Origin of the sequence: Arthrobacter cheniae (assembly GCF_003602275.1) — a bacterium.
Lineage (GTDB): Bacteria > Actinomycetota > Actinomycetes > Actinomycetales > Micrococcaceae > Arthrobacter_D > Arthrobacter_D cheniae.
This window is the reverse complement of the sequence record NZ_QZVT01000005.1, coordinates 275538-298485: the sequence shown is the minus strand read 5'-3', so window position 1 is coordinate 298485 and position 22948 is coordinate 275538. Positions and strand designations below refer to the sequence as shown.

Sequence of the window (22948 nt, the reverse complement as noted above, 5' to 3'; positions counted from 1 at the left end):
CCACGATGAGCGGACCGGCCGCACCCGAACTGCGCGTGCGGGTCAGTAGAGTGTTGACGGCAGGCGTTTGAATGCCCGCAGGGCACGAGTGTGCCGCGGGAGTGCTGGGCTGGACGCGCACGACGTCGGGCATGGACAGTCCGCTGCCCCGATGGGGCGGCCCGGGCGACGAATCAAGGAATGAGGGTGGTCATGGACCGGCAGCAGGAGTTCGTACTGCGAACCATCGAGGAGCGCGACGTGCGGTACGTGCGCCTGTGGTTCACCGACGTCGTCGGCTCGCTGAAGTCGGTCGCCCTCGCTCCGGCGGAAGTGGAGGGCGCCTTCGAGGAGGGGCTCGGCTTCGACGGCTCATCGATCGAGGGCCTCGCCCGTGTCTACGAATCGGACATGCTCGCGCAACCCGATCCGACCACATTCCAGATCCTGCCATGGCGCGGTGACAAGGAGCAGACGTCGCGCATGTTCTGCGACATCCTGACCCCGGACGGCCAGCCGTCCACCGCAGACCCCCGCGGTGTCCTCAAGAAGACCCTGGCGAAGGCCGCGGACATGGGCTTCACCTGCTACACGCATCCCGAGATCGAGTTCTACCTGCTGAAGTCGGCCGACGTCGGACCGGACGGGCAGCCCGTCCCCGTCGACCATGCCGGCTACTTCGACCATGTACCGGGCGGTGTGGCGCAGGACTTCCGCAGGACCGCCGTCGCGATGCTCGAATCCGTGGGTATCTCCGTGGAGTTCAGCCACCACGAGGCCGGTCCCGGCCAGAACGAGATCGACCTGCGCTACGCCGACGCGCTGCAGACCGCGGACAACATCATGACGTTCCGCACCATCATCAAGGAAGTCGCGCTGACGTCCGGCAGCTACGCGACCTTCATGCCGAAGCCGTTCTCCGAGCACCCGGGCTCGGGCATGCACACGCACTTCTCCCTGTTCGAGGGCGACACCAATGCCTTCTACGAAGCCGGCGCCGAGTTCCAGCTGTCGCAGACCGCGCGGCACTTCATCGCGGGCATCCTCCGGCACGCTCCCGAGTTCACGGCCGTGACCAACCAGTTCGTGAACTCCTTCAAGCGGCTCTGGGGTGGGGGAGAGGCACCCAGCTACCTGTCCTGGGGTCACAACAACCGCTCCGCGCTGGTCCGCGTGCCGCTGTACAAGCCGAACAAGGGCCAATCCGCACGCATCGAGTACCGGGGCATCGACTCCGCGAGCAACCCCTACCTCGCCTATTCCGTCCTGCTCGGCGCCGGTCTCAAGGGCATCGAGGAGGGCTACGAACTCCCTCCGGCCGCCGAGGACGACGTCTGGAGCCTCACCGCTGCCGAACGCCGCGCAATGGGACACGATCCGCTGCCGGCAAGCCTCCACGATGCAATCCGCGTCATGGAGGACTCCGAGCTCGTGGCGGACATCCTCGGTGAGCAGGTCTTCGAGAATTTCCTGCGGAACAAGCGCGCCGAGTGGCACGACTACCGCATCCAGGTGACGCCATACGAACTGCGCCGGAACCTCAACATCCTGTGAGCCCTGTCCGCCGCTCGCTGCTTGGCTAATGTTGGCTCATGAGCCTTAACCGAAAGCTGATCAGTTACGGCTTCACGGACCTCGAGAAGAGTCGGCGCTTCCTGGACGCACCGGAGCTGCAGGGACTGAACGACGACGCCCTGTTCGCCGGGCTCGCGGTCGCCGCAAACCCGGACCTCGCGCTGCAGTCCTTCGTGCGCCTGCTGGCCGTCCATCGCAGGGCAGTCGATGCCGCCTTCTCGGACGAAGGCAGGCGTGCATCTTTGTTCCGGCTGCTCGGTGCCTCCGAAGCTCTCGGAGAGTTCCTCATGCGCCACCCGGAGCACCTCGACGTCGTCGCGCCGGGGCCTGCCATGCCGCGAGTCGTCGAACCCGGAGACCTCAGGTCCCTCCTGCTCAGATCCGTCGTCGCCGACCCGGCGGACGACAACCCGGTGGCCGGTGCCGTAGGAGTGGACGCCTACCGCGCACTGCGGGTGACCTACCGACGGCACCTGACCGATCTCGCGGTCCGGGACCTCTCCCACTGCGCGCCGGTCGACTACCTACCCGTCGTCGCGCGTGAGCTTGCCGATCTCGCCGCGGCTGCGCTGGAGGCATCGCTCGCCGTCGCACGTGCGGAGCTCGGCGAGGTCTACGGGCCCGACGTCGTCGCCCGGGTCCGGCTGGCAGTGATCGCGATGGGTAAGTGCGGGGCCCGCGAATTGAACTACATCTCCGACGTCGACGTCGTCTACGTCGTGGAGGCCGACGACCTCGATGACACGACGCTCACCAGGATCGGCACCGGCCTGGCCTCCGGAATGTCCCGCGGTGTCTACTCACCCGGCCCGGAACCGGCGCTTTGGGAAGTGGATGCGAACCTCCGGCCAGAGGGCAAGGACGGGCAACTCGTGCGGACCCTGGAATCCCACGTGTCCTACTATCAGCGGTGGGCGAAGACGTGGGAGTTCCAGGCTCTCCTCAAAGCGCGCGCCGTCGCGGGTGACCCGGGGCTCGGCCGCCGGTACGAGGAGGCCATCGCCCCCTTCGTGTGGGCGTCGTCGCAGCGTGAGGGCTTCGTCGAAGCCGTCCGCGCCATGCGCCGCCGCGTCACGGACAACATCCCGCGCGAGGAGGAGGCGCGCCAGCTCAAGCTCGGACCCGGGGGCCTGCGCGACGTCGAATTCACGGTCCAGTTGCTGCAGCTGGTGCACGGGCGGCTGGACGAGTCGCTGCGCGTCAGGGACACCGTGTCCGCGATAGCCGCCCTCAGTTCGGCGGGCTACATCGGCCGGTCGGACGCACTGGACCTCGACGACTCCTACCGCTACCTGCGCGTCCTGGAGCACAGGATCCAGCTGACCCAGATGCGTCGTACGCATCTCATGCCCGAGGACGAGACGTCCCTGCGGTCCCTCGCACGTTCATCCGAGGGGCGCATGGTCACGATCAGGCCCAGTGCGCAGAGCCTCAACGAGAAGTGGCAGCGCACGCGACGCCTCGTGAAGCGGCTTCACGAGGCGATCTTCTATCGACCGCTGCTCAACAACGCGGCAACACTCCAACCTGAGGACGTCCAGCTGACGGCCGAAGCGGCGCAAGCCCGCCTGGCGGCCCTCGGCTATCAGGATCCACGCGGGGCCATGCGCCACATCGAGGCCCTGACCGGCGGACTGCGCCGACGCGCGATGCTGCAGAAGCAGCTACTGCCCATCCTGCTTGCATGGTTCGCCGACGGCGTCGATCCCGATGCCGGCCTCCTCGGCTTCCGCCGCCTGAGCGAATCACTCGGCGAGAGTCACTGGTATCTCGGGATGCTCCGCGACTCGAACGCGGCGGCGGAACGCCTCTGCGCCGTGCTCTCGAGTAGCCGGTTCATCACCGATCTGCTGGAGGTCTCCCCGGAATCGACGCAGTGGCTCGGATCCGATGCCGCGCTCGTGCCCGATACCTTCGAGGCGCAATGGCAGGAGATCCAATCCAAGATGTCCCGGCATCCGGAGCCGGGCGAGGCCATCCGCCTGATCCGCCTGATCCGACGCCGCGAGTTGCTGCGGATCGCCATCGCCGACAGCTCGAACCTCCTGACGCAGGCGGAGGTGGGAGAGGCCCTTGCGGATGCCGACCGCGCCGCGATCCTTGGAGCACTCCACGTCGCGGAGAAGGAGATCCTCGGGCGGGGGGAGGAGCGGTTGACCGACATCGTCGTCATGGCCATGGGCCGGCAGGGCGGACGTGAGATCACGTACGGCTCAGACGCTGACGTGATTTACGTGCACCGCCCGTTCGAGGGTGCGGACGAGGCTGCTGCGCAGAAGCAGGCCGAGGCGATCGTGGCCCGCCTTGCCGCCCTCCTGACCCAGCCGTGCAAGCCTCCGGTCCGTGCAGAACGGGTCCTGGAGATCGATGCGGCGTTGCGGCCCGAGGGCAAGCAGGGCGCTATGGTTCGTTCCATCGACTCCTACCGGGAGTACTACCGCCGCTGGTCGCTCGTCTGGGAAGCGCAGGCGCTCCTCCGGGCGAGGCCGCTTGCCGGCGACGACGGGCTCGCCGCCGAGTTCCTCGCACTGATCGATCCCGTCCGTTACCCGCAGGAGCTCGGCGACTCCGACGTCCGGGAGATCCGGCGGGTCAAGGCCCGGGTCGAGTCGGAGCGGCTTCCCCGCGGCGCTGACCCGTCACGGCACCTCAAGCTCGGACGGGGGGCACTGAGTGATGTCGAATGGCTCGTACAGCTTCTCCAGCTGCAGCACGCCCATGCGATTCCGGCCCTGCGGGTGCAGTCCACGCTCTCGGGGCTGGACGTCATCGCGGACGAGGGGCTGCTTCCTGTCGAGGACGTCGCCACGCTGCGGGCCGGTTGGAGCCTCGCCACGCGTATCCGAGCGGCAAACGTGATCTGGAGTGGTCGCAACTCCGACCTCCTGCCTTCACCCCGCCGTGACCTCGAGGCGGTGGCACGGTGGTGCGGGTACGGACCGGGCAGCGGCGCAGACCTCGAGGAGGACTACCTCCGCATGACGCGCAGGAGCCGGGCCATCTTCGAACGGCACTTCTACGGCTACTGAGGCCGCACCGGTGAACGGCTCCTGGGAGGCAGCCTCCGCGTCTGGCGCGGCGGATCCTCCTATTCGTTGCTGGCCGCGAACCGATCGGCTAGCACGGGGGTGAGTGATCGCATGAAGGTGCTTGCACAGCGGAGGTAAGGCGCGACCGTGGACTGGCGAGACAGGAAAAACCTTGCTGAAGGGTTGCCCTCGGCAAGAACGTTTCGCTGACGGTCTAGTTACACACTGGCTTTGCCTCGGCGTCGTGTGGGGGAGAGGACGAGGGCGGCCTCGTCCGGAGCCCGCGGACCAGGCCAGGGAGAGCACCTGACGAGTCCTGCCAGCTAGCAGGTATGCGCTCATGGGTCAGTCCGACATTGTGATTCGAGTCGTCGAGGAGCCCTCGACTACCCTTGATACTGACCAATTCGACCTCGGAGGAATGATTGGCGTCATTGCCCGCACCGACACCGGACGCCGACACCACGACCCGCTCCGGAGCCATCGACGCCCTCCGCATCGTCGCGGTCGTCGGGATCGTCACCGGGCACGTCTGGGCGGGCCCGTTCATCGACGCCGGCCTCTACACGTGGCACGTCCCTGCGTTCTTCCTGCTGTCCGGGTACCTCTGGAAGATCCGGAGACCGGATGCCCGAGGGGCCGTCGCGGGCGAAGCGAAAAAGCGGTTCCGGACCATCATGACGCCCTACTTCGCATGGTTGGTAGCGACCCTCCTGGTCCACGTCACCATCCTCAATCACCGTGGCACGTTCACGCCCGAGGCCGTGACCCTGCCCCTCATCGGCGGCTCCCTCAACGCGGGGCCGTTCGGCGCTTACTGGTTCATGCCTGCGCTCTTCTTCTCCGCGATCATGTTCCGGGCACTCGAGCGTTTTTCCCTTGTCCTTCGGGTCGCGATCATCGCTGCGATCACCGTCACTACCCATCTCTTCGGGGACGTCCTCGCACCGCTGCCGCTGTCGATCGGAGTCGCGGGCTCCGCGCTCATCTTCATGCTTGCAGGCCAGGGGCTGCGGCACTTCCGTAGCCGGGTGAAGAAGCCTGTCCGGTTCGGTGCAGGGTGCCTCGCTGCGGGCGCCGCTCCTGTCCTCGCCGGAGTGTCAGCACCACTGGACATGAAATACGGCGAGCTCGGCACGCCGGTCCTCAGTATCGTCGCTGCGGTGCTGATCAGCTTCGGCCTCCTCTTGATCCTCGAGGGTGTGTTCTCCCGGCTGCCCGGATGGGTCCACACGGTTTCCACGAGACTCGCCGCGGGTTGCCTGATGGTCGTGCTGACCCATACGTACGTTCTCTGGTTGCTTGGGATCCCCGATACGGAGCGGCCCTTCTGGGTGCTGATCGCAGCGGTGGTCCTGCCATGGTCCGTAGCCATGATCCTCAACCGGACGCCGCTCTCTCAGATCTTTCTGGGCACGCCGCGCGCCACGTGATCGCTAGGGCTCCCTTGCCGCCCTCCGCGGACAGGAGTGGTGCCGACACAACCAAGAGGCCCCCCTCGTCGCAATGCCGGGAGGGGCCTTCGGTTCAGCCACAGCACTTCCTGTGGAGAGTCTGTCGAACAGACCGCTTCCGGCCCGTGCGGCAGCTAGAAGCCGTAGTACAGCTCAACCTCGCGCATGGTGTTTGTGAGAGGTCGAGGATCATTGGATTCCGCGCCAGTACGCAGAAGTAGCCGTTGTATGACGTTGGTTGGAATAGCCCGCTTGCGGACTTTCTGCGGACTGAACAGCGCTACGTTCTATCCGACGAACGACCAACGACGGCCGTCCGGCTCAGTTACCGGTCACAGTCCGCTGAACGCGATGTCTAATTGAGGTCGTTGATCTGCTCGGCTATCCGAGCAATGTCCGTTCCAAGCTTCAGACTGTCCTCACGGCTCAGAGTGCCGTCTATCTCGGCATGGAGTTGGGCGCCCTCATTGGCATTCCAAACGAGGGCCAGAAAGTAGTTTTCATACCTCTCGTTCTGAACCACATCGGAACCCTGGGTGTTGCTGGTGACACAGTTCCTTCTAGCCTTCACATGACAAGAGCCCATCTAGAGCCGCAGTGTCCGCCGTGCTGACCTCGCGCGCTTCCGTCAGTCGACTAGAACCGTTGGCGAACTGCAAGCTCACGGACCGCGGGCAGCCCAGGTTATCGCTACAGGGTCGACCGCGAAGGCGACGGAATCGCCTGTGAATGGTCACAATCCGATTGAGCAGTTTGGGAGCCAGTACAGCTGAATGTTGCAGTGGCCTTGAGTCGTTATGTAGCACTTGAGACCGCACACCCTTATAGGTTCGGGTGTAAACATAAGCGGTGGATGGAGCACTATGACCGTTTCGTGGATATTCATGGTGCGAGGGAACCCTGTTATGCCTAACGCCAGGCGTACTCGCGGAACTTCCGCTTAATGAGGCAGGTGACGGTCGAGGGTTGTCGGCGGCGGTATGCTCAGGCCATCATCTTTGAGCTGTGGCTACGGCTTCTTTTGGGGGACACCTTTGAACAATCGCTTAGGGCGGACTATGTCTGCGTTCGCGTGCCTTGCGATCACCGGATCAGCTTTTACCGGAGTAGTGGCACCCTCGCACGCCGACGCCGTAGAAGGCCAAGCCCTCAACGGCCTTGCGCTCCTCTCGGAACTCGTTCTGAGGGCCGAAGGAGGACCGGCCTATAGCCAGGATTACTTCGAGCACTGGTTGGACGACGACCGCGACTGCCTCGATACCCGGCAGGAAGTACTCATCGAAGAATCCGTGACACCGGTAGTCATGGCAGACGCATGCACCATTGCTTCAGGCGAGTGGTATTCGCCGTGGGACGGCCGAACATCGATCACGCCCGTCGAAATCGACGTCGTTCACTTCGTGCCGCTGCAGGAAGCCTGGTTCTCAGGAGCGTCTTCCTGGGACTCGAGTACACGGCAGCGGTTCGCCAACGATCTCGACCTTGATGCATCCTTGACCGGCATGATGGGCAGCTTGAATGCATCGAGGGGGGCTTCAGACCCGTATGAGTGGTTGCCATCACTGGCCGATACGCGCTGCCAGTATGTGTCGGAGTGGGTTCGCGTGAAGTACCGATGGGGTCTCACCGTCGACTCGAGGGAGCAGGCGCAACTTCGCTACTTCCTCTCCGGTGCATGCGAAAGCTACGTGATGGCAGTCCCCCCGTTGGCCGTCACCGCTTCTGAAGCGCCGCAGGAAACTCTGTGGCCGCTGTTCAAGAACAGTTATGACGGAACAATTTACGAATTCGTGACTTACAAGGACGGCAGCTCGGGTCCGGTGCCGCTCAATTTCGCGAAGTGGCGCGACGTCTACGGATTCCAGCGCCCTGCGCGCACTCCTACTGACTATGTCGGCTATGCCTGGTCCTCCTCGGTGTATGCAGTGACATTTTGGCCGGGGGGCGAAAATGCCTGGCAGTGGGACATGCTGAACTACAACCAGTTCCGGGCAGCAGGATCTCCGGGCAAGCGGAACATCGGATGGATCCCCGGCAGCTCCTTCTACAGGTGGGAAACTTCGTCCGAGATCTTCGTGCAAGCCCCTGATGCAACGAAGCACGCCCTGAACTACGCCGAGTGGCAGCGCTCCGGCTTCCAGCCCTTCCAGCCGATCTACGACCAGGGCTTCGTCAAGCTGAGCTGGTCAAGCGACATCGGACGCATGACCAGCTTGTCAGCCGGACAAGGGTCCGGCCTGAGCTACAACGAATGGCGAGGTGAAGGCCAACCGACGCCCCGATCGCAAGCCAGGGTCAACGGTGACGTGTTCTACCAGCTCTACGGGAACCCGACCATCTACTACTCGGGTCCCTTCCTGAATCGCGCAGTGAACTACAACCAGTGGGCCGCCGCCGGCTTTCCTAAGCCCGAGATTCGTGGCGCGCCGCCCGTCTACCCCTTCACTGATGTCAAAGCCACTGCCACATCGGTGGTGCTCTACGGTGATTCACAACTCGACGGTGACTCCTGGAGCGAGCAGGGTGCCCGTGCGATGGGTTTCACCGACCAGGCAGCACACCTCTCCTTCGGAGGCATCGGCTACTCGACCCCGACATCCTCGGCCGGTGGGACAGGCTGGACGGCAGTCCAGCAGGGACTCGTGCGTTTCCCGGGCGGAACTCCGGGCCTGGTCTTGGTGTCCATGGGCGGAAACGATGCATCGGCCGGCAGGTCCGACGCACAGGTCATAGCGGACAGCTCAGCCCTGTGGGCCAAGCTGAAGCTCATGTATCCGCAAAGCAAGATCGTCATCAACGGCGTCATGTCGCGCAACGATGCCTCCCACGTCCAGCGCCGTCACATAGACGGTGTTCTGGCAGCCAATGCGGCGAAGCAGGGCGTCACGTTCATCTCTGTTGCCGGCCTCGCCAGCACAGCCAACGCCCAGTACTTGGATAACGTCCACCTGTCGCAAGCCGGGCACGACGCCGTCGCCCCCCTGTACACCGCGAAGCTACGGGCGACATTGGGCAGGTGATCAGGCTGCCTATACATAGACGGTCGCTCTAGCCATCGTGGCGCCGTCAGGGATTCTTGGGAGGCCGGCGCGCATTACAGGTGCATTCATTCAGGTCCTCGACCCGGTGAGCGAGTACACCGCCCGGGAGATTGGTCGAGGTGCGATGACTCGTAGTAGGTTCTGGACGCGCGGAGCACCTTTGGTTGGAACTGGAGCCGCCTAGGTTCCTGTTCCGATCCGGCAGCCCAGGTGCATCACGCTGATGCCGCCCTTATCTGATTCAGCGGCTGCGAACAGGTGCTCGATCGTCGAGGAGATATCAGAGCGAAGAAGACATGGCCGCGGTCCAACTGGACAATCGAGTAACTTCATCGAACACGCGCTGCCGGATGGTCCTTCACCTGTAACCACGCCATGAGACCAGCCAGGCGGCCTACCCAGATGGCCTCATACATCCGGCCCGTTCAACCCCTAGGTAGCACAGCCAGACCTACTGCAGGCGAGCACTAGGCTGAGCCTATGCGTTCTTCGCACCATTGATCGGCTGGATCACATCGCGTGAATAGCTGAAGTCCGCTCGTGAAGGCTGCTTTATGTTGCTCGCGATTTCCTCTCGGCTGAGGCTGGAGCGCGCAACTTCGCCGAACCTTCGGGTCGTCACCGACAACCGACAGGTTGGCTTCCACCGTAGAGGGTAGTAGGCCGCAACAGCGTCCCCTTTGCAGGCCAATCAAAAACGCCGCCCGCGTCCAAATTGAGTCTGACCGTCCAAGTGGACGTTTCTCACCAGCCGCAAGGCGGGGCCGGGAGGTGTCTCCCTCCCGGCCCCGTAGGTCTTGCGGACTCTCTGCGGACTAACCCCGCTTCAGCCGCGTCATGTAGTTAGACGCCGTAGTACAGCTCGAACTCGTAGGGGTTCGGGCGGAGCGAGAGGGGCTTGATCTCCATCTCGCGCTTGTAGTCGATCCAGGTGTCGATCAGGTCCTGCGTGAAGACGTCGCCGGCCTGCAGGAACTCGTTGTCCGCTTCGAGGGCCAGCAATGCTTCCTCGAGGGAACCGGGAGCCTTCTGGATGTCCTTGGATTCCTCGGGAGGCAACTCATAGAGGTCCTTGTCGATGGGCTCCGCGGGCTCGATCCGATTCTTGATACCGTCGAGGCCTGCCATCAGTTGTGCGGCGAAGGCCAGGTAGGGGTTCGACGAGGGGTCCGGCGCGCGGAACTCGATGCGCTTGGCCTTCGGGTTCGAGCCCGTGATGGGGATACGGATACCGGCAGAGCGGTTGCCCTGCGAGTAGACCATGTTGACCGGTGCCTCGAAGCCCTTGACCAGGCGGCGGTAGGAGTTGACCGTCGGGTTGGTGAAAGCGAGGACGGCCGAGGCGTGCTTCAGCAGTCCGCCGATGTACCAGCGGGCCATGTCGGACAGCCCGGCGTAGCCGCGCTCGTCGTAGAAGAGGGGCTGTCCATCGGCCCACAGCGACTGGTGGCAGTGCATTCCCGAGCCGTTGTCGCCGAAGATGGGCTTCGGCATGAACGTAGCCGACTTGCCCCAGGCGTTGGACACGTTCTTGACGATGTACTTGAACTTCTGCAGGTCATCGGCAGCGTGCGTCATGGTCGTGAACTTGTAGTTGATCTCGGCCTGGCCGGCGCCGCCCACCTCATGGTGAGAGCGCTCCACCTCGAGGCCGGCCTTGTCCAACTCGACGCAGATGGCGTCGCGCAGGTCTGCCTGCTTGTCGACGGGGGACACGGGGAAGTATCCGCCCTTGAACGGAGTCTTGTTGCCGAGGTTGCCGCCCACTTCTTCGCGACCCGAGTTCCAGGGCGCCTCGATGGAATCGACCTTGTAGAAGCTGCCCTGCGGAGACGACTCGTACTGAACGTTGTCGAAGATGAAGAACTCGGCCTCGGGTGCGAAGAATGCCGTGTCCGCAATGCCCGTGGAGGACAGGTACGCCTCGGCGCGCTCGGCGACACTGCGAGGGTCGCGGTGGTACGGGTCACCGGTGCGTGGATTCACGATCGAGAAGTTGAGCGCAAGGGTCTTCTCCGTGCGGAACGGATCTACGAAAGCCGTCGTCACGTCCGGAATGAGCTGCATGTCCGATTCGGCGATGCCCTGGAACCCGCGGATGGACGATCCGTCGAAAAGCTGGCCGTGAATGAAGAAGTCCGCGTCGACCGACTTGGCAGGAACATTGAAGTGCTGCTGCACCCCCGGCAGATCGGTGAACCGGACATCGACAAACCTGATGTCTTCATCGGCGATGAACTTGAGGACCTCGTCCGCATTCTTAAACATCGATTCATGCTCCTAACGCATGGCTGGGGATAGAACGCGGCGCCAGCGCGTGTCCCTGCACCGCACGGGAAGTCACGAGCTCTGGCAGGATAACGCTGCCGCCGACTCGTTACAACTCTAGGAGCGGGCAGTTTCTCGCTGGTGTCGCGGTTGTTTCCGGGACGTTACATGATGTGAACTGCGCCTTTCACCCTAGCCCGTTCATAGACATGGGGGGCATAATGCCTGTCGCCCGCGAACGGTAGGCTGTGGACGTGGTGAACAGAAATGATCTCGGTTCGTGGATGGGTGGTCCGTCGCCCTCCGGCAACCAGCAATGGCCGGGCCAACGCCTGGGGCGGCCCGAATCCGGGCCCGGATCCATTGCCCGCTTCGGTCCACGGGCTGGAGCTCTCCTCATCGATTGGCTGATCTGCTCAGTGCTCTCTGCCGCTTTCTTCGAGTACGACAGCTTCGCGACGCTGTATATCTTCCTCATCGAACAGATCCTGTTCGTCGGATTCTTCGGGTACAGCATCGGGCACAGGATCTTCCGGATGCAGGTGCAGACTCTCGACGGGAAGCCTGCCGGATACCTGACCGCCCTGATCCGCAGCGTCCTCCTGTGCCTCGTAATCCCGGCGTTCGTCATCGACACCGATCAGCGCGGTCTCCACGACCGGGCCCGCGCCACCGGTCTGTTTCGAATCTGAGCAACAGGCCGTAGACGAGAAGAGCTCCTCCCTGGATCGGGAGGAGCTCTTCTCGTCTATGAGACTGTATTCGTCGAAACAGCCGGTATCTCAGCGTCCGCGCATCGCCTTGCGGTCGGGGCGCGCCTTGAAGGGGTCGACGCCCTTGGGGATCGGCAGCTTGGTGCCCAGCGCGGTCAGCCGCTTGTCGACGGCGTAGACCTCCTGCTTGGTCAGGGTCTTCTTCAGCTTCTGTACGGTCTTCGGCACCTTGGACAGGGGAACCTGGCGATCGTCCCGGCCGGTCTCGATCACATGGACAGGAACATTGGGGATGATCCGGGCCATCTTCCGCTTCTCGCCGTCCACCAACTGCTTCACCCGGGTGGACGGTCCCTCGGATACGAGGATGACGCCCGGTCGGCCGATGACGCGGAAGACGGCGTCCTGCGTGCGGGGGTTCACCGCGACGGGCTGCTCCTGCAGGATCCATCCACGGCGGAGGACGCTGAGCGCGGCACCGGCCGCTCCTGGCCGTCCTTCGATCTGGGAGAACGCTGCCCGTTCGGCCCTTCGCGACAGGATGAAGATCGCGGCGAGGAACGCAAGTGGGACGGCGATGATCATCAGGGTGATGACGTTGTTGATCAGGAGCCCGATCAGGAGACCGACGGCAATGATGCCGACGAAGGCCAGCAGCATGAACCAGACAGCACTAGGGTCATTGCGCCGCGTCATCGTGAAGACTTCGGCGATCTGCTTCATCCGTCCGGGCTTCTTCGGGCCCTTTCCTGGCTTCGGCTTCCGCGAGAAGAGACGGCGTTTGGGCGTAGGTGAACCTGAGGAATCGATCGCGTGTGACATAGTCCTTCGATTCTACGGGATGGCCTGTGCACTACGGCGGTCGTGTACGGAGCGGTCGGGGCCGGTCGTCCGTCAGCTTGCGAGGAGGGAGGAGGCTTCCTGCATCGCCGACCCGGATTCGTCCAGGTGGGCAAGTTCAGGGGGCAGCTCGAGCCCCTTCTTCCGCATGGCACGCGCCCATAGGCGGCCCGCACGGTAGGACGATCGCACCAGTGGGCCACTCATGACACCGAGGAAGCCGATTTCTTCTGCCTCCTCGCTCAGTTCGACGAATTCGCCGGGCTTCACCCATCGGTCCACCGGTAGGTGGCGCTCGCTCGGGCGGAGGTACTGGGTGATCGTGATGAGGTCGCAGCCGGCCTGGTGCAGATCGCGAAGCGCCTCCGAAATCTCCTCGCGTGTCTCGCCCATGCCGAGGATCAGGTTGGACTTGGTGACCATGCCCAGATCACGACCCTGGGTGATGACATCCAGGGAGCGCTCGTAGCGGAAAGCGGGGCGGATGCGCTTGAAGATGCGGGGGACGGTCTCGACATTGTGCGCGAAGACCTCGGGAGCAGCATCGCAGATCGCAGCGATGTGCTCGGAGCGGCCCGAGAAGTCCGGAATGAGGATCTCGACACCTGTGCCTGGGTTCATGCTGTGGATCTGCCGGATGGTCTCGGCATACAGCCAGACGCCCTCGTCGGCGAGGTCATCGCGCGCGACGCCGGTGACCGTCGCGTAGCGCAGATTCATCGACTTGACCGACTGGGCCACCTTGAAGGGCTCACTGCGGTCCAGCGGCTGCGGCTTGCCCGTGTCGATCTGGCAGAAATCGCACCGGCGCGTGCACTCCGAACCTCCGATGAGGAACGTCGCCTCGCGGTCCTCCCAGCACTCGAAGATGTTGGGGCAGCCCGCTTCTTCGCAGACGGTGTGCAGGCCTTCCTTCTTCACCAGATTCTTCATGGCGACGAACTCCGGGCCGATGTTGACTTTGGCCTTGATCCAGTCGGGCTTGCGCTCGACCGGCGTCTCGGCGTTGCGCGCCTCGATGCGCAGCATGCGGCGACCCTCGGGTGCAAGGCTCACAGTAAAGCTCCTTCTGACTGGGGGTCGCGGGCGGGGCCGGGGGAGTCGGCGGCGTCAGCAGTGTGTGGTCGGGGCGGCTCGGTGGCATCATCGCCTACCAGCACCGCCTCATTCTTGCGCAGTTCAGCCTCGATAAGCGAAACGATCTCCGCAGGATCGACGATCCGGCCGCACTCTTCGGAGATCGACGTGACTCCGGCATCGCTGATGCCACAGGGGACGATCTGTTGGAAGGGTGCCAGATCGTTGCTGCAGTTCACGGCGAACCCGTGCATCGTGACACGCTCCTTGACCCGGATCCCGATTGCCGCGATCTTGCGCGCCGGCGCGCTCCCCGATGCTGCGAGCCAGACGCCCGAGCGGCCCGCGATCCTGATGCCGTCGATATCGACGTGAGCGAGGGCGGCGATGATGACCTCTTCGAGGACGTCGACATACTCGGCCACCCGTGCCGGATTCCGGAGAGCGAGGATCGGGTACCCCACGAGTTGCCCTGGTCCGTGCCAGGTAAGCTTGCCACCCCGGTCGACCGGAATAACGGGAGTCCCGTCGAAGGGCCGCTCGTGGTCCTCCGTCCGCTTGCCGGCCGTATAGACAGCCGTGTGTTCGAGCAGGAGCACGGTGCTGGAGGCCGAGCCGGCTACCACCTGGTCATGCAGCGCCTTCTGCATCTCCCAGCCCTGCGTGTACTCGATGTAGTCAGGAGCGAGTCCGACACGCGACAGTACAAGAGTCATGGTGCAAGCGTAGTCGCGTCAGCGGACACATTGCTCCGGCGCCTCCCACCGGCGACGCGGCGTCCGGGGATCGGTTGGGAGCTCATCCGAGGTCCTACACTCGCCGCACGTTCCACCGTGGCACGGCGAAGGCGCCCCCAGCCTCACCAGCCGCCACTCGCGGTCCGCGCGTCTCACCTCGAAGCGCAGGACGGGTGACGCGGCGTCGGCCGTCGCCTGGAACCGCCAGAAGTCCGTCCGGAATCCGCGGACTGTCGGATTGCTCCTGGTATCGACGGAAAGGACGGGCAGGGCATGCCAGGTGAACCAGTGCCGGCTGCACCCGACGACGCACCACTCCGCCCCCCGCCATGAGAGACGCTGAGGCCGCACCTCGCCATCGACCTCCTTGAACGTCACCGAGACGGATTCATCGCAGGGCTGCCAGGAGCCGACCGCGTCGGTGGGGCTGGGGCGTGACTTCATCATGGATGAACCTGTCGCGAATCTATCCTAGACGTTAAAATTAGAACCTTTGTTCTATTAAAGCAATCGGAGATACGTCGAGAGTCGGACCAACCTGTGGACAACTGCTGTGAGGGTGGTTACGTGATCTAGAACTGACACATGAGCGACGTCACGCGGAAGGATCACTCCAGTACCTCCATCGAAGCGGCCGCAGCCGGCGCTCCGCCGAGCGGACCGTCAGATGGAGTGATGAACCGGAACCACGATGGCGAGCCTGAGCGCCCCCTGGTCGCCGGCCTGATCGTCGGGAGACTTCTCGGCCAGGGTGGGTCCTCCGTCGTATGGCACGTGACGGACGACGTCGGGCAGAGATTCGCGCTCAAGGTGTCACGGACGTCGAACGTGACCGGGCCGACGTCGGGATCAGCGGCTCTATCAGTCCCGGACCCGTCGGGCCGAAGCCCACTGGGACCGGTGGCAGACTCCGGAGCGCTCAACGCTGCGGTTCCCTCGGTGCTATCTCCCGGGCGCCGAGGCCGACGCGCCGCTGATCCTCGCGCAGGTACCGCGGCCGGTGAACGGCCCGCCCCGTCATCCAGCTGGTCGCGCCCCGCGTCAGCGCCCGCGGCATCCCCGGTCAACGGACACGGGCCGCCTGCCCCCGACCGCAGCGACGTGGCGGGCGGCGGTGCCGGACTCGACGAGCCGACGCGTGAACTGAGGCTCCTGCAGCGCTTCACCCACGAGCACCTCCTGCGGGTCCATCGCATCATTCCGACGAGCCAGGGTCCGGGGATGCTGGCGGATCTTGCGGCGGGCGGGTCCCTTCTCGGCCTCGTCACCAGCCGCGGGCCATTGCCCATCCCGGAGGTGGTGACAGCGCTGGTGCCGATAGCTCACGCGCTCCACTACCTTCACGGCGCGGGCGCGCTGCACGGCGATGTCACTCCAGGGAATATCCTCTTCACCCACGAGGGAAAGCCGTTGCTCAGTGATCTCGGCACGAGTCGGCTTCTTGGGGCTGACGACGGCGCTGCCGCCGGAACGCCCGGCTTCATCGACCCCGGGCGCAGCAGGGCCTTCGATGCCGGAACGGACGTGTTCGCCCTTGCAGCAGTGTCCTGGTTCGCGCTCACTGGAAGGGTGCCCGGGCCCACGGACCAGCGACCACCGCTCCTGCTGATCGTGCCCGACGTCCCCGCTCCGCTCATGCATCTCATCGAGGACGGGCTCAGTCCTGATCGCGATCGTCGTCCGACCGCGGAGCAGTTCGCGCGGACCCTGCTCGCGAGTTCCGCAGCCGGACCGGTGAACCTCGTGCCGGCGGTGCACTCGAGTGTGCTGCCTGAACTCCTCACGCGGCGTGCGGGTCCGCTCCCGACCGAACCCCGCTCCAGGTGGCAGCGGATGATCCGTACGCGGACGAAGGAGCGGCGGCGGGCAGTTCCGCCATCCCGGGGACGCCCCGACCGGGCTGGTGGCCTTCCTCGTGGGTTCCCTCGCTGCAACGGTGCGGCTGGTGACTCTCCTACCTCGGAGCGACGACGCGGCGATACCCGCGACGAGACCGCTCGCGGACGCCTCGCTGTCCTGGCAGGACTGCTCGCCGTCGTCCTGCTGGTGACGGGGCTGGCCCTGACCCTCGGCGGCCTACGGGAGCCGAGCGCCGCTTCGGACACATCGTCGGCCGACCCTGGCGGGTACGGGTCAGGAAGCTCGGACGAGCCGTCGGTTCCACGCGACGATGCCTTGCTGACCGGTGATCCCGCGACCGCCCTGGCTAGCCTCGCCGCCGCCCGCGCCAGGGCCTTCGCGACGGCCGATCCCACCCTCCTCACGACGGTCGATGTCGAGGGTTCACCCGCCATGAGCGCCGACCGCGCCGCCGTGCAGGCCCTTTCCTCATCCGGTCGGAGCCTGCGGGACCTGACGATCGCCATCCGCGAACCGACGGTGATGACCGAGGCCGAGCGCGCAGCTCTGCCTTCGCTCGCGGATCTACCCGCCGTCGACGACGCGCCGCCTACTACGGAGGTGTCGGTCGTCCGTGCCACGGCCGCCCTGTCCTCCTACACCGAAACGGGCGCGGTGCCGCTGTCCGAGGGCGTCTCCGTGCCGCCGCTGATGGCGGCGGGACAGCAGGACCTGATGTTCATCCTGTGGAACTCCGGCGACGGCTGGCGCATCCACTCCGTGGTGTCGCTGCCCGCCTGAACCCACCGCTACGGTGTCGCTCGATGCGGTTGACGAGAAGACCCGGGAAGCCGCGTCGATTCAGGAGCTGACGGTCCGGCGCACCCAGGCGGCGAGCGCCTCGGGGGTCGGTTCATCGAAGGCGAAGCCGGCTCCGGCCAGGGCACGGGGCTCCATCCTCTGACTGACGAGCAGCAGCTCGTAGCCCAATTGCCCGAGGCCCGCCTTCAGGATGAACGCGGGCACGCGGAACCACACCGGTCGCTTGAAGGCCTTGCCGAGCTGCAGGGTGACGGTGTCGAGGGTCGCAGGAGCCGGCGCATTCAGGTTGACCGGTCCGGACAGGGGCGCGGTGAGCAGGAACTCCAGCGCCCGGACCTCGTCATTGAGACTGATCCATGGCCACCACTGACGTCCGGAGCCGAGCGACGTGCCGGCGAAGAACCTGATGGGGATGAGCAGGTTCGGCAATGCGCCGCCTTCCTTCGTCATCACGATGCCGGTCCTCGTGATCACGACGCGGACCGGATCGGGGGCGCCGAGGGCCTCCGACTCCCACCGACGGCAGATGTCTGCGAGCAGCGTCTGGCCCGACGCGGAGGACTCGGTGAGCACCTCGTCGCCACGGTCCCCGTAGTAGCCCGACGCGGACTGGCTGATGAAGACCTCGGGCGGATTCTTCGCCTTCCTCATGGCCTGGACCAGCGTCCTGGTGGGCATGATGCGCGAGGAGTACAGCGTCTCCTTGTAGCTCCTCGTCCAGAGGCCACCGGCGATGCCGGCGCCGGAGAGGTTGATGACGGCATCCGCCTGCTCGACGGCGGCGACATCGAGGTCGCCGGACGCGGGATTCCATCGAATCTCCCGGGGGCCCTTCGGTGCCCGACGCACGAGGCGCGTCACTTCGTGGTTCTTCTCGAGCTGGCGGATGAGGGCGGTACCGATTGTCCCGGACGCGCCGGCGAGGAGGATGCGCATAGCTCCATCGAACCACTTGTCAGGAACGAAAGGTACCGGAACAGGTCGTCCCGGCGGGCACGGGGAGAAGCGTCTGACGGACGAACGGGCGTAGTCCACGGCGCAGGGCGCAGCGATTCCCGTGAACCTCTTGGCCTACCTGTAGATCCCCGACAGGGTCGTCACCGGATGTATCCAGCCGTCCCACGAGACCTATCGCGCTTCCATCCCAGCCCGAAGGACCTTCGGGCTGAACACGACGGGAGGACCGGGCGGAGGCCGGGAGACGAACGAGAAGGCTCCCGGACACAGTCCGGGAGCCTTCTCGTGCATCGTGTCAGGATTGCCGACGGGGCAGTACAGCCCGGGGATCAGCTTCGCAGCGTAGCCTTCAGCGAGATGTCCTTGACGCTGGCGAGGGCCTGGGAGACCGGGCAGCCTTCCTTGGCTGCCTGGGCGACGCGCTGGAAGTCATCCTCCGACAGGTCCGGAACGGTCGCGTCGAGGGTCAGCCGGATCGCGGTGATACCGGTGCCGGGCTGGAAGTCGACCTCGGCCTTGGTTGCGACGCGATCGGGCGTCTTCCCCTCTTCGCCGAGGGCGTGACTGAACGCCATCGAGAAGCACGCCGAGTGCGCGGCCGCGATGAGCTCCTCCGGGCTGGTCTTGCCCTCGGATTGCTCCGCGCGGGCTCTCCAGGTGACGTCGTAGGTACCGAGACCGGAGGAATCAAGCGTGACCTGGCCTGAGCCTGAGGGGAGGTCCCCGCTCCAGACGGTGTGGGCTGTGCGAACAGTAGCCATGATTCTCCTTGCTGTCGGACGGACGCGGAGATCGCACCCGTTACTTCCCTCCCATCCTAGGGAGCGGCGCAGCGTCGTGCCATCCAATACCGGCCATGGCCCCAGAGCCTTCGGAGCGACGGGAACGGGTCCACCCGAAAACGACAGGAGCCGCCTCCCGGCGGGGAGGCGGCTCCTGGGTCGATAAGGCGGTGTGTTAGAGGCCGAGGTCGGCTTCGAAGGCGCCACCCTCGAGCCGGGCTTTCAGCGTCTGGAGGAAACGGCCTGCATCGGCCCCGTCCACGAGGCGGTGGTCGTAGGTCAGGCTGAGATACATCATGGAGCGGATGGCGATCGTGTCATCGCCGTCCACACCGGTGATGACCACGGGACGCTTGACGATGATGCCGGTCCCGAGAATGCCCACCTGCGGCTGGTTGATGATCGGTGTGTCGAAGAGTGCGCCGGCCGATCCGATGTTCGTGATCGTGAAGGTGCCGCCCGACAGCTCGTCGGGACCGATCTGCCCGTTGCGGGTCCGCGAGCCGACGTCTGCGATCTTCTTGGCGAGTCCACCGAGGTTGAGGTTACCGGCGTCCTTGATGACCGGGACAAGCAGACCCTTCTCCGTATCGACCGCGATCGCAAGGTGCTCGGCGTCGTGGTAGGTGACTTCCTTCTTTTCCTCGTCGAAGGACGCGTTCAGCTTCGGGTGCTGCTTGAGCGCCTCGGTGACGGCCTTCGAGATGAAGGGGAGGAAGGTCAGCTTCGCGCCGTTCTGGGCCTGGAACGATTCCTTCGACGCGGTGCGCAGCTTGGCGATGCGGGTCATGTCGACCTCGATCACCTGGGTGAGCTGAGCGGAGACCTCGAGGGACTCACGCATGCGCTTCGCGATGGTCTGGCGGATGCGCGGTGCCTTCTCGACGGTGCCGCGCAGCTTCGACGGCTCTACGGCGGGTGCTGCCGGCTTCGAGGGGGTGGCGGGTGCGGCCGGAGCGGAGGCCGCCGGAGCGGACTGCGCGACGGGCTGCGCCTGCGACACCTTCTGCGCCTCGACAGCCTCGAGGACGTCCTGCTTCCGGATGCGGCCACCGACACCGGTGCCCTTGACCGTCGACAGGTCCACGTCGTTCTGGTTGGCCAAGCGGCGAACCAGTGGCGTCACGTAGGTGGAGGCCTCCGTGTCGGTGGAGGCACTGGGGGCGGGTTCCTCGACCGGCTTCGCCGCGGCCGGCTGCTGGACGGGCGCACCACTTGCGTCGTCGTCGGACTCGGATGTGTTGGAGGCCCGCTCCGCCTCATGGTCCGATCCGGACTTCTCGGTCGGGGCGTCGTTGCGCTCCTCGGCCGGTGCTGCCACGAGCGGCTCACCGGAGGCAGCTTCGACCTTCTTCGGCGCGCCTGCACCGGAGCCGATGACGGCGAGTACAGCACCGACCTCAGCGGTTTCGTCCTCGTTGACGCGGATCTCCTGCAGCGTGCCCGCGACCGGCGAGGGGATCTCGGTGTCGACCTTGTCGGTCGAGACTTCCAGCAGCGGCTCATCGACCTCGACATCGTCTCCGATCGCCTTCAGCCAACGGGTGACGGTACCCTCGGTGACGCTCTCACCAAGTGCAGGAAGGGTCACCTCTGTACCCTCACCTGCTTCGTCAGCCCCATCGGAGGAACCGGAGCCCGCCTCCGGTGCCTTCTCGGCTGGGGTCTCCTTCTCCGTGGAGGGTTCGGCCGGGGCGGCGTCGGCCGCCGGAGCAGCGGCTTCTTCCGCTGCGGCCGGGGCGGCACTGCCGGAGTCGCCGCTTCCGGAGCCGTCACCGATGCGCACGAGGGGAGCGCCGACCTCGGCGGTCTCGTCCTCGGCCACCAGGATTTCCTCGATGACGCCGGCGATCGGCGAGGGGATCTCGGTGTCGACCTTGTCGGTGGAGACCTCGAGAAGGGGCTCGTCGACCTCGACGCGGTCACCGACCTGCTTGAGCCAGCGGGTGACAGTGCCTTCGGTGACGCTTTCACCGAGAGCGGGCAAGTTCACGGATTCAGACATAATGCGCCCGTTTCTCCTTTGTAGATCGTTCCTGGCAGCTGGTCGACGAGCGGGGCCGTCCAGCTTGATGTGCTTGAAATTCCTGCTCCCGAGCTTAGTCCACGCCCTCGGGGCGTGGACTAAGCTGGCGGCGCCGTGTGGCGGGCCCTGCCACGTACCTCAGCCGTGCAGCGGCTTGCCGGCGAGAGCGAGATGCGCTTCGCCGAGCGCCTCGTTCTGCGTGGGGTGCGCATGGATGAGCGGAGCGACATCCTCCGGGTATGCCTCCCAGTTGACGATGAGCTGTGCCTCGCCGATCTGCTCGCCCATGCGGGAGCCGAGCATGTGGACGCCCACGATGGGGCCGTCCTTCTCGCGGACGAGCTTCACGATGCCGCCGGTGCCGATGATGGAGCTCTTGCCGTTGCCGGCCAGGTTGTACTCGTGGGTCTCGACGCGGTCGTCGCCGAACTTCTCGCGCGCTGCCTTCTCGGTGTAGCCCACCGAGGCGATCTCGGGATCGCTGTAGGTGACCTTCGGGATGTTGAGGTCGGCGACGACGACGGGCTTCAGTCCCGCGATCTCCTCCGCCACGAAGATGCCCTGCTGGAAGCCACGATGAGCCAGCTGGAGGCCGGGGACGATGTCACCGATGGCGTAGATGGTGCCGACGCCCGTGTGGAGCCGCTCGTTCGTGATGACGAACCCGCGGTCCATGGTCAGTCCCGCCTCCTCGTAGCCGAGGTTCTGCGTCACGGGACCGCGGCCTACGGCGACGAGCATCAGATCTGCCTCGAAGGTCTTGCCGTCCTCGAGCGAGACGACGACGCCGCCGTCGTTCTGCTCGACGGACTTGAAGCGGGTACCGGTGTTGAACTTGATGCCGCGCTTCTTGAAGGCGCGCTCGAAGTTCTTGACAATCGACGCATCCTCGTTCGGCACGAGCGAGGGGAGCGCTTCGATGATGGTGACGTCCACGCCGAAGGACTTCCAGACCGACGCGAATTCGCAGCCGATCACTCCGCCGCCGAGGATGATCGCCGTCTTGGGGACGAAGTCCATCTTCAGCGCCTGGTCGGACGTGATGACCTTGCCCCCGATCTCCAGGCCGGGGAGGCTGCGGGAGTAGGAGCCGGTAGCGAGGACGATGTGCTTGCCCGTGTAGACGGTGCCGTCGACATCGACCGTATTCTGCGACGCGAGCCTGCCCGATCCCTCGATGACCGTGATGCCCTTGGACTTGATGAGCCCCTGGAGCCCGCGGTACTTGCCGGCGATGATGCCGTCCTTGTACGCGTTCACAGCGTTCATGTCGATCGACTCGAAGGTGGCCTTCACGCCGTACTTCCCGGCATCGCGGGCGCCGTCGGCGATCTCGGCCGAGTGCAGGAGGGCCTTCGTGGGGATGCAACCGTTGTGGAGGCACGTCCCGCCGAGCTTGCCCTTCTCGATGAGCCCCACGGTGAATCCCAGCTGCACCGCGCGAAGTGCTGCAGCGTATCCGCCGCTACCTCCACCGAGTACCAGGATGTCGAATTCTTGCGCAGTTGCCGATGCGGCCACTTGGACGCTCCCTCGCGTGATCTGTTGACGCGCCCGGCGCGTCGGTTGATAAATCGGTCGATACATCGATTGCTGGTGCGGTCGCGGTGCGAGCGCAGATGCTTCGCGTACTCTCGTTTTTCACCCTATCCCCAGTTGTGGCCGGCATCCACCTGAAGCGCACGTCGCGGCTGCCAGAGCCCCCTGATGCGCACAATATGCGCGGGGATGTGGGCAGTGTCACGTCCATCGGTGTCACCAGGGTCGGCGGTACTCACCCCAGGGGCGGAAGGGACGCCGCACCCGACG

14 protein-coding genes and 1 pseudogene are annotated in these 22948 nt (G+C 65.1%); 7 read left to right on the top strand and 8 right to left on the bottom strand.

The window, feature by feature from the left end; all coding sequences use genetic code 11:
• The first annotated feature begins 192 nt into the window (after positions 1-192).
• The 5 genes and pseudogenes from glnA (D6T63_RS11645) (at position 193) to D6T63_RS11625 (ending at position 9057) form a co-directional block, all read left to right on the top strand.
• Entirely contained in the window at positions 193-1533 is a 1341-nt protein-coding gene (glnA, locus tag D6T63_RS11645; protein WP_120149293.1) for a type I glutamate--ammonia ligase, read from the top strand.
• A 38-nt stretch (positions 1534-1571) separates the two neighbouring features.
• Complete coding sequence (locus D6T63_RS11640; RefSeq protein ID WP_120149196.1) at positions 1572-4583, top strand: bifunctional [glutamine synthetase] adenylyltransferase/[glutamine synthetase]-adenylyl-L-tyrosine phosphorylase; 3012 nt, start codon at positions 1572-1574, stop codon at positions 4581-4583.
• Between the two features lie 434 nt (positions 4584-5017).
• Positions 5018-6016 (top strand): acyltransferase family protein, encoded by a 999-nt coding sequence (locus D6T63_RS11635; RefSeq protein WP_182976970.1) that lies wholly within the window; start codon positions 5018-5020, stop codon positions 6014-6016.
• A gap of 691 nt (positions 6017-6707) precedes the next feature.
• Positions 6708-6785 (top strand): annotated as a pseudogene (locus D6T63_RS20235) (excalibur calcium-binding domain-containing protein); the annotation flags it as partial.
• A 310-nt stretch (positions 6786-7095) separates the two neighbouring features.
• The gene (locus D6T63_RS11625; RefSeq protein WP_182976969.1) at positions 7096-9057 is read left to right on the top strand and encodes a GDSL-type esterase/lipase family protein; all 1962 of its coding nucleotides are present in this window, start codon (positions 7096-7098) and stop codon (positions 9055-9057) included.
• 864 nt (positions 9058-9921) lie between these two features.
• On the opposite strand, the gene glnA (D6T63_RS11620) is transcribed toward D6T63_RS11625, so the two are convergent.
• On the bottom strand, positions 9922-11346 hold the full coding sequence (glnA, locus tag D6T63_RS11620; protein WP_120149193.1) for a type I glutamate--ammonia ligase: 1425 nt from the start codon (positions 11344-11346) through the stop codon (positions 9922-9924).
• A gap of 254 nt (positions 11347-11600) precedes the next feature.
• On the opposite strand from glnA (D6T63_RS11620), the gene D6T63_RS11615 reads away from it, so the two are divergent.
• On the top strand, positions 11601-12038 hold the full coding sequence (locus D6T63_RS11615; RefSeq protein WP_120149292.1) for an RDD family protein: 438 nt from the start codon (positions 11601-11603) through the stop codon (positions 12036-12038).
• A 90-nt stretch (positions 12039-12128) separates the two neighbouring features.
• On the opposite strand, the gene D6T63_RS11610 is transcribed toward D6T63_RS11615, so the two are convergent.
• The 3 genes from D6T63_RS11610 to lipB all read right to left on the bottom strand — a co-directional run bounded on the left by D6T63_RS11610 (position 12129) and on the right by lipB (position 14692).
• Positions 12129-12881 carry a DUF4191 domain-containing protein gene (locus tag D6T63_RS11610; RefSeq protein WP_120149192.1) on the bottom strand — a complete coding sequence of 251 codons (753 nt, stop codon included), beginning with the start codon at positions 12879-12881 and terminating at the stop codon, positions 12129-12131.
• A 72-nt stretch (positions 12882-12953) separates the two neighbouring features.
• Positions 12954-13955: a lipoyl synthase gene (gene lipA, locus D6T63_RS11605; RefSeq protein ID WP_120149191.1), complete on the bottom strand. Its 1002-nt coding sequence runs from the start codon at positions 13953-13955 to the stop codon at positions 12954-12956.
• Entirely contained in the window at positions 13952-14692 is a 741-nt protein-coding gene (gene lipB, locus D6T63_RS11600) for a lipoyl(octanoyl) transferase LipB (protein ID WP_120149190.1), read from the bottom strand. The genes lipA and lipB overlap by 4 nt, the downstream gene beginning before the upstream one ends.
• Positions 14693-15298: 606 nt before the next feature.
• On the opposite strand from lipB, the gene D6T63_RS11590 reads away from it, so the two are divergent.
• Positions 15299-17353 (top strand): serine/threonine protein kinase, encoded by a 2055-nt coding sequence (locus D6T63_RS11590; RefSeq protein WP_120149188.1) that lies wholly within the window; start codon positions 15299-15301, stop codon positions 17351-17353.
• Between the two features lie 60 nt (positions 17354-17413).
• Here D6T63_RS11590 and D6T63_RS11585 read toward each other — a convergent pair whose 3' ends face one another.
• From D6T63_RS11585 to lpdA, 4 genes are all read right to left on the bottom strand, one after another.
• Positions 17414-18310 (bottom strand): TIGR01777 family oxidoreductase, encoded by an 897-nt coding sequence (locus D6T63_RS11585; RefSeq protein WP_120149187.1) that lies wholly within the window; start codon positions 18308-18310, stop codon positions 17414-17416.
• A 350-nt stretch (positions 18311-18660) separates the two neighbouring features.
• Complete coding sequence (locus D6T63_RS11580; protein ID WP_120149186.1) at positions 18661-19092, bottom strand: OsmC family protein; 432 nt, start codon at positions 19090-19092, stop codon at positions 18661-18663.
• Positions 19093-19288: 196 nt separating this feature from the next.
• Positions 19289-21118 carry a 2-oxoglutarate dehydrogenase, E2 component, dihydrolipoamide succinyltransferase gene (sucB, locus tag D6T63_RS11575; RefSeq protein WP_120149185.1) on the bottom strand — a complete coding sequence of 610 codons (1830 nt, stop codon included), beginning with the start codon at positions 21116-21118 and terminating at the stop codon, positions 19289-19291.
• Positions 21119-21277: 159 nt separating this feature from the next.
• Complete coding sequence (gene lpdA, locus D6T63_RS11570) at positions 21278-22660, bottom strand: dihydrolipoyl dehydrogenase (protein WP_120149184.1); 1383 nt, start codon at positions 22658-22660, stop codon at positions 21278-21280.
• Positions 22661-22948 lie beyond the last annotated feature (288 nt).